Genomic DNA, 6,575 nt, shown 5'->3' with positions numbered 1-6,575 from the left:
GGCGCCGCCCGGCCGCGGCTCGACACGGCGCAGCTCGGGGTGCGCGGCCCGGTCGATCTCGCCATCGAAGGTAATGACGGCGCCCGTGATGCCGCTCATGATGAGCACGACCACCGCCGTCAGCCCGACATACCGGTGTAACCATGAGATGAATCTGCGCATACCGTTCCGTTGTTTCAATGCGAATCATTCTCATTATAATTTACAGTCCAATTTATGTGGGGTAAGATCCAACTTTTCTTTCTATCAACACTTGATGATGTTTTTTCGTAAGAAGACGGTCGTTCTCGCCATCGGACTGTGTTTCGCGCTGTCGGCACGCGCGCAGGACACGGCAGACATCGCTGCGGCGCCGGCGATGACGGTCGGTGTGGTCACGGTGGTCGGCAAGGCAACGGGGCCGCTGGCCACACGCAATGTCCTGACGTCGGTCGACCTTCTGGACGAGAGCAAGATCGCGACACAGGCAATCAGCCACAACTGGCAATTGTTCGGCCAACTCCCCGGCGTGATGCTGACGCAATATGGCCAGGGCACGACGTCCGGCAAGATTTCGATCCGCGGCTTCACGGGCGAAGGCGAGATCAACGCCGTCAAGCTGCTGATCGACGGGATACCCAGCAACAGCAACGACGGGATGATGCCCTACCTCGACCTGGCGCCGCTGCTGGACATCCGCGCCGTCGAGCTCGTGCGCGGCACGAACGATCCCCGCTACGGCCTGCACAACATCGCCGGCAATGCCAACGTCGTGACGAAGATCGGCGGCAATTACGGCGCGGCGCGCCTCGGCTACGGTAGCTTCGACACGCGCGACGCGCAGGCGGCGCTTGGCATCGACCGCAATGGTTTCTCCCAGAACTACGCCGCGAGCTGGCAAAAGACGGACGGCTACCGCGCCCACTCGGACGCGGACAAGTCCACCTTCTCCGGCAAATGGTTTTATTCGCCCGACAACGGCACGAGCCGGTACGGCCTGATCGTGCGCCACCATGAAGTGCGTGCCGACGAACCGGGCTTCCTGACGGCTGCGGAAGCCCGCGCGGACTGGGAACAGTCGATGCCGCACAACGCCACCGACCGCGGCACGCGCCGGATGGACCAGGTGGCCCTGCAGGCCGAGACGGCGCTCGGGCGCCAGCTGTTCTGGGCGGCGCAGGTCTATCACAATGCCCTGAACGACCACCGCTACGTGACCTTCTCCGCCGGGGTGCGCCAGCAGGAACGCACGATCGAGGAAAACCACACCGGCGCCTCGACGACGTTGACGTGGCGCCCGACCGGCCAGCTCCGTGTCGTCGGCGGGCTGGACACGGAGCGCCAGGACAACGCCAGCCAGCGCTGGTTCACCGCGAGCGAGGTGCGGCAATCCCGGACCCGCGACCAGCAGTTCGACCTGAACACGGCTGGCGGCTTCATCCAGGCGATCTACAAACCGGCCGCCGCACTCACCATCACACCGGCGCTGCGCGTCGACAAGCTCACCGGCAGCTACACGAACCTGCTGGACGGCCGCGTCTACGGCATCAACGACTTTGGACTGATCCGCCAACCGAAGCTGTCCGCCGTGTACCAGGTCAACGACGCCTGGTCCGTGTACGGGAACGTCGGCCGCACGTTCCAGATCGGCATCGGCACCGCCACCTACAAGGTCAACCAGACCAGCGACCTGTCGCCGTCGATCAACGATGGCTGGGAGACCGGCGTCAAGTTCCGCCCTGCGCAAGGCGTGGAAGGCCGGCTCGCGGTGTGGGAGCAATATGCGTCGAACGAGGCCCGGCGCAAGATGAACGACCCGGCCAACGATGCGGAGAACATCGGCGAGACGCGGCGCCGGGGCGTGGACCTGCAGTTGAACCTGCGGCCGACGTCGCGCCTGGGCGTGTGGGTGGGCGCCGCCGTGCAACGCGCGCGCATCGTCAAGGCGGACGACGCGTCGATCGCCACGCAGGGCAACGAGATCGATCACACGCCGCATCTGCTGTACAACGCGGGCGCGGACTTCAACGTCAGCGACGTGCTGCGCTTGTCCGGCTCGATCAATGGCCAGGGCAGCTATTTCCTGGACCGGACCAACACCACCGGCAAGTTCGGGGCGTATTCCGTCGTCAACCTCTCGGCCGCCTACCGCCTCGGCAACAACCTGGACGTGGAGCTCCAGGTCCGCAATGTGGCGGACCGCTACTACGACTATGTGTGGCACGACGGCGCGCAGTCGCTGCACGCACCGGGCAGTCCGCGCAGCGTCACCCTGATGCTGACCAGCCGCTTCTAGTTGAGTCACATCAAACGAGCTTCAGCATCGTAGCGCATGCTTGACGGGTGTGCGCCAGCCACCCCGTCCCCGGACGGGGGACTTCGGCGACCTTTTTCATCCCGGAAATCTTGGTCCAGCCATGAAGCACAAGCGCTCTCCGTCCGGTTTCTCGATCTTGTTCTTCCTGGCGTTTCTCGTCGCGCTCTTCCTGTTATTCACGCCTTTCGAAGAATCGGGAACCCGCGCCACGATGCTGCCCAAGTATCTCGCGGCCGGCGTGGCCATGGTGGCCATGTCGCCTCTGGTGTTTCTCGGGAAGATCCGGGTGAAACTGCCCTCCCTGCTCGTGGCGACGCTGCTGTTCACACTGGTTTTTCACGTGGTCGTCGTCAAGCCGGTGCCACCGCAATTCGTCCTCCTGATCGCCGCCAACCTGGCGTTGGCCATCGCGATATTCGAAACGCGATTCTCGTACAGGAGGGAATTCGAAGCGGCGCTGGCATGCCTGATCGGGATCAACGTACTGACGCTGACCATTCAGGTGATCCTGTACTATTTCGTCACGCATACGATCTACGACGTTCATCAACTCGTGTTCGGCACGGAAAGCCGCGTCACCGAGGAATACTTCAACATCGCCCGCTTTGCGGGCCTGCATGTGGAGCCCGGCACTTACACCAACTACGTATCGTGCATGCTGGCCATCTACGCATTTTCGGCCGAGTTCAGCAAAAAGCTCATCGTCCTGGCCGTCGGGACCATCATTTCCGTCCTGATGACGCATGCAGCATCCTCGATCTTCTTCGTTTCCGCGCTGTTGCTGCTGCTCGGCTGGCTGTGGCGCAAGCGCATCGGCTTGCTCGAAATCGTCATCGCACTGTCCGTCGTCGTTTTCTACATTTACGCCTCCAATTTCATCGACCACCTGATGACCCGCTTCGGCGGCAACGATCCCAGCCTGTCGTTCAAGATGCAGGGCATAAACACATACCTGGATGCCGGGTTGGAAGAGAAATTCACGGGATTCGGTTATGGAACGGATCCTTGCATCGGATGCCACTACCAGGACATCGGCGTCATCCTGAACCTGGTCAGCCGCGGCGGCATTATCGTGACGTTGCCGTTGGCGCTGATCCTGCTGCGCATATTCGCCCTGCACGGCATCATCCTGGCGGCGATCATCGTCCTGATCCCCGCGTATTGCATCATGTATTTCTACGAGGCCCCGATCTGGATCTTCCTCCTGTTTGCGATCTCGAGCAGGCAGATGCTGGACAAGCGCGTCCAACCACGGACGCGAAGTACGGCACCGGGGGCCATCGCGCCCGCGGGCATGGTCGCGCACCATTGAATCCGCCGCCTGGAGGTTCACGCCATGACACGCACCAGAGTCAACGAAATCGATCTTCTGCGATTCCTGGCGGCGCTCTCCGTCGTCTTTTTTCACTACGCCTACCGTGGGCCGGCCGGCGGCTTCTCGGCAATGCCGTACCCGCTGCTGGCGCCCGTCGCCGAGTATGGCTTCCTCGGGGTCGAACTGTTTTTCATGATCAGCGGATTCGTCGTCCTGATGACTGCGGCCGCCAGCGCACGCCTGCGCGACTTCTGCATCTCCCGCGTCGTGCGGCTCTACCCCGCATTCTGGACCTGTTGCACGATCACTTTCCTGGCCAGCATCGCACTGGCCACGCCACGCAATGTCACGTTCGTCCAGTACGCCGTCAACATGACGATGGTCGCCGACCTGTTCAGGGTGCCGTTGCTGGAAGGGGCTTACTGGTCGTTGCTGGTCGAGATCCGGTTTTATGCACTGGTGGCCGCGCTCCTGGTCATCGGAAAAATTCACCAGGCGCAGCGCTACCTCGTCATGTGGCTGCTGGCATGTATCGCGCTCGCACTCGTCGCGCTGTTCCCGGACGCGTGGCTGCCCGCAGGCGCGCTGCATGCCGTCCGTACCCTGCTGATCTTCGATTACGCGGCGTATTTCATCGCCGGTGCCACCTGCTTCCTGATCTGGAAACAGGGTGCGGCCGTGAGCAGCCTGACGGTGCTCGCAGGCTCCTGGGGCCTCGCCCTCTTCCAGTCGGAAGTTATCGTGCGCAAGGTGCGCGCCGAGAACGCCATGTCGACCTTGAACGGCGGTATCGTCATCGGCATCCTGACCCTGTTCTTCCTGGTGATGCTGCTGGTCGCATTGGGCCGGACGGGCTCGATCGCCCGCTATCGCTGGCCGTTGGCCGGGGCGATCAGCTATCCGCTGTATCTGCTGCACCAGAACATCGGCTATCTCGTGTTCAATCGCTTCTACCCGACGGTAAGCGCCCATCTGCTGCTCTGGGGCATGATCGCCGCCGTGCTGGGTGCCGCGTATGGCGTGCACGTCCTGGTCGAGCGGCGGTTCGCCTCGCGCATGAAAACTTACCTGACCGGCGCGTTGACGGGTTTGCCAGCTCCTGCAGCGAAGAAATGAAACCGCGGCATTCTCGTCGTGACCATTCGTGAGAATTTTTATATCGTTTTCTTGCTATCGTGCATGCCGTGGCCACTCCGGCCAGGCTTACGATAGAAAGAGATCGAACTGTGTTCAACATACCTGCCACCGTATCCACACGCCGTGCCATCCTCGTCGCAGCGGCCGTCGCGTTGTTGACATCGTGCGGCGGTGGAGGCGGCTCATCGGATACGACGGGCTCTGGCACGCCGCCGGTGAACAACCAGGCCATCGTCCTGTTGGCCAGGAACCCAACCGGCAACTACGTCAGGGCCGGCATCGCGGTCGGCCCGGACGACACATTGTTCGTGGCGAACGACGCCAATGCCACGATTTTCAAACTGACGCAGGACGGCGTCGTGTCCGACTTTGTCGGCAAGGATGGCGTGCCTCCGGGGACGGACGGCACCGGCAACGCGGCAGGCTTTACGAAGCAGATCTCGCAGCTTCTTTTCGATAAGAACAGCCAGGTGCTCTACGCCCTCGATGGATGGCGCTATCAGTCTTATGACGGGTCGCCTGCCGTCGCCCTGCGACGCATCACGCTGGACGGGGTGACCAGCACGATGTCGCTGTCGAGGTTCCCGACGCATGCGCCCGCGAACCGCTTTCTGCCGCAGAGCCTGGGGGACAATCCGTCCGCGCTGGCACTCGGCCCCGACGGCACGCTATATGCCACAACCGCGATCATGGTTGGCGGCGGTTCCAGCAGCCCGGCTACCGGGAGCCACGAAGCACAACATCGAGGCTGGCGGACCCTGGACCGCAACGGCGGCGGCCGCCTCCTGTTCGTCCAGGAGTCCGGCTCGGTCGTGTCGGGCTATTCCGACCCAAGCCCTCCTGTGACCTATCAGTATCCGACCGACTTGAGCGCCACCGCCGGCATGCTGGGCGAGTACTTGGGCGGCCTTGCGGTGGACCGCGCCGGCAACGGATACATATCGGACTACGTCCGCCACATCATCGTCAAAGTGACCCCGGGCGGCTCGGCCAGCATCTTCGCGGGCACCGCCGACAAACCCGGCGCGGCCGATGGTCCCGGCACGGCGGCGCAATTCAACGGTCCGGGAGATATGGTGATCGACAAAGCGGACAATCTGTACGTCGTCGACGGCGGCAACCAGACGATCCGCAAGATCACGCCGGCCGGCGTGGTCAGCACCGTGGCCGGCCAGGTTGGCCTGCAGCAGACGCGCCCCGGCCCCCTCCCCGGCGGCCTCAACAATCCAGGAGGCCTGGCGATCGACGACAAGGGCCGTCTCTATGTGACCGTCGGCGACGGCGTGGTCCGCGTACAGCTGCCCTGACGGGTCATTCCTGCGGCGCCGTCCAGACCAGGTTCCACAGATGGCCGTCGAGGTCCTCGAAGCCCTGGTCGTACATGAAGCCATGATCCTCGGGCGGGTGCGGAATCCGCGCACCCGCCGCTTGCGCGCGGGCGATCAGGCTGTCGACTTCTTCCCGGCTTTCGCAGCTCAGGCAGATGATCACCTCGTTGGCATCACGCGCCCGCACGGCCGGCTTGCTGATGAGGGATTCGAAGAACGCTTCCGTCATCAGCATGACGTGCAGGGCGTCGTCCACGATGTTCATGAACAGTGCATTCTCGTTGCTGTAGCGGGAATTGAGCGTAAAGCCGAGCGCCGAAAAGAAGGCCTTCGAACGATCGAGGTCCTGCACCGGCAGGTTGAAGATGATTTGCTTGTTCATGATGTCCTCTTGTCATAATGTTGGTTGGAAAACCTGTCCTGCATCCTGACGACGAACGGCACCCCACGAGATCGACATCGAACATGCAAATTCTCTTGACTGGCTCTTCCGGCTGGC

Annotated in this window: 6 protein-coding genes; 4 read left to right on the top strand and 2 right to left on the bottom strand. The window is 62.7% G+C overall.

What is annotated here, in order from left to right; translation table 11 throughout:
- Positions 1 to 162, bottom strand: a 162-nt coding sequence (locus tag ACEN88_RS21810; RefSeq protein WP_413342966.1) for a PepSY domain-containing protein, incomplete at its 3' end; no start/stop codon positions are given.
- Positions 163 to 256: 94 nt separating this feature from the next.
- On the opposite strand from ACEN88_RS21810, the gene ACEN88_RS21805 reads away from it, so the two are divergent.
- The 4 genes from ACEN88_RS21805 (at position 257) to ACEN88_RS21790 (ending at position 6,055) form a co-directional block, all read left to right on the top strand.
- Entirely contained in the window at positions 257 to 2,275 is a 2,019-nt protein-coding gene (locus ACEN88_RS21805; protein WP_413342964.1) for a TonB-dependent receptor, read from the top strand.
- Positions 2,276 to 2,396: 121 nt separating this feature from the next.
- Positions 2,397 to 3,608: a hypothetical protein gene (locus ACEN88_RS21800; RefSeq protein WP_413342962.1), complete on the top strand. Its 1,212-nt coding sequence runs from the start codon at positions 2,397 to 2,399 to the stop codon at positions 3,606 to 3,608.
- Between the two features lie 24 nt (positions 3,609 to 3,632).
- Positions 3,633 to 4,727 carry an acyltransferase family protein gene (locus tag ACEN88_RS21795; RefSeq protein ID WP_413342960.1) on the top strand — a complete coding sequence of 365 codons (1,095 nt, stop codon included), beginning with the start codon at positions 3,633 to 3,635 and terminating at the stop codon, positions 4,725 to 4,727.
- A 236-nt stretch (positions 4,728 to 4,963) separates the two neighbouring features.
- Positions 4,964 to 6,055, top strand: a complete 1,092-nt coding sequence (locus ACEN88_RS21790) for a hypothetical protein (protein WP_413342958.1) — start codon at positions 4,964 to 4,966, stop codon at positions 6,053 to 6,055.
- Between the two features lie 4 nt (positions 6,056 to 6,059).
- On the opposite strand, the gene ACEN88_RS21785 is transcribed toward ACEN88_RS21790, so the two are convergent.
- A complete protein-coding gene (locus tag ACEN88_RS21785; protein ID WP_413342956.1) occupies positions 6,060 to 6,458 on the bottom strand; it encodes a VOC family protein in 399 nt (132 codons plus the stop codon).
- Positions 6,459 to 6,575: the final 117 nt, after the last annotated feature.

The sequence above is a fragment of the Massilia sp. CT11-108 genome, from assembly GCF_047302915.1.
In the GTDB taxonomy this organism is placed as follows: Bacteria; Pseudomonadota; Gammaproteobacteria; order Burkholderiales; family Burkholderiaceae_D; genus Telluria; species Telluria orientalis.
This window is presented reverse-complemented; position numbering and strand designations above follow the sequence as displayed.

Excerpts from the sequence above, each read along its gene's own strand:
- ACEN88_RS21805 (WP_413342964.1), top strand. The coding sequence starts at position 257 with ATGATGTTTTTTCGTAAGAAGACGGTCGTTCTCGCCATCGGACTGTGT.
- ACEN88_RS21800 (WP_413342962.1), top strand. The coding sequence starts at position 2,397 with ATGAAGCACAAGCGCTCTCCGTCCGGTTTCTCGATCTTGTTCTTCCTG.
- ACEN88_RS21795 (WP_413342960.1), top strand. The coding sequence starts at position 3,633 with ATGACACGCACCAGAGTCAACGAAATCGATCTTCTGCGATTCCTGGCG.
- ACEN88_RS21785 (WP_413342956.1), bottom strand. The coding sequence starts at position 6,458 with ATGAACAAGCAAATCATCTTCAACCTGCCGGTGCAGGACCTCGATCGT.